The sequence below is a fragment of the Nitrosomonas sp. GH22 genome (assembly GCF_009833115.1).
Taxonomy (GTDB): domain Bacteria; phylum Pseudomonadota; class Gammaproteobacteria; order Burkholderiales; family Nitrosomonadaceae; genus Nitrosomonas; species Nitrosomonas eutropha.
Genome location: NZ_QRCA01000031.1, coordinates 1 through 2,454, shown reverse-complemented (window position 1 = coordinate 2,454; position 2,454 = coordinate 1). Strand labels below are relative to the sequence as shown.

General features: G+C 53.2%; 4 protein-coding genes and 2 pseudogenes. 1 reads left to right on the top strand and 5 read right to left on the bottom strand.

The genetic code is table 11. The features are described 5' to 3' along the window. From ABF86_RS09710 to ABF86_RS09695, 5 genes and pseudogenes are all read right to left on the bottom strand, one after another. Nucleotides 1-233, bottom strand: a 233-nt coding sequence (locus ABF86_RS09710) for a transposase (protein ID WP_160803498.1), incomplete at its 3' end; no start/stop codon positions are given. 64 nt (nt 234-297) lie between these two features. Further along, nucleotides 298-750: pseudogene (locus tag ABF86_RS09705) on the bottom strand (recombinase family protein); the annotation flags it as partial. A gap of 28 nt (nt 751-778) precedes the next feature. Next, a pseudogene (locus ABF86_RS12450) lies at nt 779-958 on the bottom strand (hypothetical protein); the annotation flags it as partial. A 117-nt stretch (nt 959-1,075) separates the two neighbouring features. Then, complete coding sequence (locus tag ABF86_RS09700; RefSeq protein WP_074685712.1) at nt 1,076-1,384, bottom strand: type II toxin-antitoxin system RelE/ParE family toxin; 309 nt, start codon at nt 1,382-1,384, stop codon at nt 1,076-1,078. Nucleotides 1,385-1,414: 30 nt separating this feature from the next. Then, the gene (locus ABF86_RS09695; RefSeq protein WP_074685710.1) at nt 1,415-1,861 is read right to left on the bottom strand and encodes a hypothetical protein; all 447 of its coding nucleotides are present in this window, start codon (nt 1,859-1,861) and stop codon (nt 1,415-1,417) included. Nucleotides 1,862-2,244: 383 nt separating this feature from the next. Here ABF86_RS09695 and ABF86_RS09690 point away from each other — a divergent pair. Beyond that, the coding region (locus tag ABF86_RS09690) for a transposase (protein ID WP_160803571.1) at nt 2,245-2,454 on the top strand (210 nt) is incomplete at its 3' end.

Sequence of the window (2,454 nt, the reverse complement as noted above, 5' to 3'; positions counted from 1 at the left end):
TGCTTGTTTTCTAGTTTAAGCCGCCGGATTTCTTCCTGCTCCGGTGTCAGTTTCCCATTACCGCGGAATGCCTGACCATTAGTATCCGCCTGGCTCTCCCTGATCCATCGCCCAAGCATGTTAGCCCTGATTTCCAGGCTTCTGGCAGCTTCTGCTATCGTTAATCCCTGATCCAGTACCAAGCTGATTGCATCCAGCTTGAATTCCTTTGTATAGTGTTTCCTAGGCTCCATTTCATCCTCCAATTAAGACTATTTTCTCTTAACTGGAGTGTCCGGGTCTATTAGACCATATCATAGTCATCTTGAACGGACGTCCACCTTTGCGGCCTCGAGCCCGCGCAGAATCCAGTCCCGCGATGGTGCGCTCTGAGATCAATTCACGTTCGAATTCAGCCAAGGCAGCGAATATTCCGAAAACCAGTTTCCCGGCAGCGCTGGTTGTATCAATGGCCGCGCCATGCCCGGTGAGCACTTTGAATCCAACTCCTTTCGAGGTAAGGTCGTGCACGGTGTTGATCAAGTGCCGCAAGTTGCGCCCGAGGCGATCCAGCTTCCACACCAGGAGCGTATCCCCTTCGCGTAGTGCTTTGAGGCACGCCGCGAGTCCTGGACGATCTTCGCGCTTACCGGAAGCTTGATCCTCATAGAGTTGGAAAGGATCAACACCCGCAGACAGCAGAGCATCTTCCTGTAAGTCCGTCGACTGTGATCCGTCCGCCTTTGAAACTCGCATGTAGCCAATCAGCACCTATTCCTCTTGTCACATATACGTTCGATTATGGACAGTGCGTACCGGAAAGTTTAGACCGCCAAAATTTGTCACTTAACCCGTCATTTATTCTAAGGAATGCAAAGGGTTCATACGGCTTGTAATGTGACAAAAATTCAAGGGGAATCCCCTCCTTTGCAAACGTGACACGCAAGCGATCCAAAGACTCCAGGCCTTGCCGCCAATTCTGTTTTCTGAAGCGACCCACAAATGCCTCAACTTCTGCGGGTGGCAAGCTCAAGTTTTGATTGGTATTCATCTTCGCCACTCCTGAAAAACCGGCGTTAGCACGCCGAGGTTGTAATCACGGCACCTGTTGGGCCGCGTGCTTCACTCTCAAAATCTCGACGGTGCGCGCATCGTCCAGCACGCGATAAAAAACGATGTAGTTAGGATACACGACCAGCTCGCGCAGGAAGTCCGGCAGGCCGGGCCTGCCGGTGTGGCCAATTCTTGGATGCTGCGCAAGCGGCAACACCTTGGCGCGCAGCTCCTGGCCAAATTCCTCAGCCTTGATCGGGTTGTCCTGGGCGATGTAGTCAACGATGTTGTCTAAGTCGGCCTCGGCAATCGGTCGCCAGACGATGCTGTAAGAAGTCTTAGGCTTCGTCATAGGTCAGTTAGTTGGCCTGCTGGCTCATGCTTACTTCGCTCCTGCGGCCTTGTGGCGCGCAATGCGCGCATCCATCCGGGCCATGACTTCATCATGCTCCACGCTCGGCCGTGGATCGTCGATGGCCTCCTGAATCTCGGCGGCCAGCCACTGGTTATAGGCGGCGGCTTCATGCGCTTGGCGCATCGCTTGGGCGCGGCTATCCCGGTTCTGCGTGACTACTTTCTGGTCGGGGTTCCAGTTGGTCGCGTCGAGCCGGACAACAGCAATACCAAGATCGCGCAATACGATTAGCGCGGAATTCGGACTACCGAAGCGGCGCGGCTCGGTGCTGCGAGCCTTCACCAAAAAAGCGTCTTGCCCGCTGCGGGTGGCAATCTCAATGAAGAAACCGCTGCCCTGCCCTTTCAAGGTGACGCCGACAACGCCGCCGGCGCGAGCCGTGGCACGTAGCTGCTCTAGTGTCATGCTTTGCATGATTCGCTCCTTTATAGGTTAAGCGTGTTTTCCTAGCCTTGATTGTGCATAATCTATGGAAGTCATGCAAGTGTTTTTAAGTCGGCAAACGGTCGTTTTTCGGACAGCAATCTGGGATTTAAATAAGGCTGATAATTTTAGAACCGTCGACAGCGACGGTTGTCATTTTCATGAAGACAATTGCACCAGTTGGTAGGCACGAGAAAGTTCAGGCCGTTACGTCTGCTCAGTAATGGGTGCTCCTACCGCGATAGCTGTCTCAACAAGTTCACAACTGAGTTAGTTGGGGACATTTAAGCAAGGCTCAACTCGCATTAAATAGTGAACTCACAGTGAACCGCCCCGGGTTTTGAGGAGGCTCCACTATCTGAGAAGATGGAGCCATGAACAAATCAAATAAATATTCCCCCGAAGTAAGAGCGCGCGCAGTCCGTCTGGTGCAGGAACACCGCAGTGAGTATCCCTCGCTGTGGTCGACGATTGAATCCATTGCGCCGAAGATCGGCTGTTCAGCCCACACATTGCTTGAATGGGTGCGCAAACACGAGACTGATACCGGCTTGCGAGACGGTGTGACCAGTGAAGCGTATACA